This is a genomic window from Staphylococcus pasteuri (assembly GCF_030547725.1).
GTDB lineage: Bacteria > Bacillota > Bacilli > Staphylococcales > Staphylococcaceae > Staphylococcus > Staphylococcus pasteuri.
This window is the reverse complement of sequence record NZ_JAUOQO010001114.1, coordinates 1-230: the sequence shown is the minus strand read 5'-3', so window position 1 is coordinate 230 and position 230 is coordinate 1. Positions and strand designations below refer to the sequence as shown.

Here is a 230-nt window from a genome sequence, read left to right as displayed (position 1 = left end):
GCCGGGGGCGTGCCGGCCATCGGCACACCGGAATACGGGTCGGCGCTGAACTGGTTTGTCGCCTCGGTGGTGATCCTGGTCACTCTGGGCCTCAAGTTCTTTGCCCGGGGCATGATTTCGATCTCTGCCGTGCTGTTGGGTTTGATTGCGGGCTATGTCGTGGCCTGGGTGTTCGGGATGGTGAGCTTTGGCAATGTCGGCAATGCCGCCAGCTTTGCGCTGCCAAACCC

General features: G+C 62.2%; 1 protein-coding gene. It reads left to right on the top strand.

Translation table 11 applies throughout. The features are described from left to right. Nucleotides 1-9 precede the first annotated feature (9 nt). Nucleotides 10-230 (top strand): solute carrier family 23 protein (locus Q4528_RS16595; RefSeq protein ID WP_303522905.1); only part of this gene is annotated, 221 nt, incomplete at its 3' end.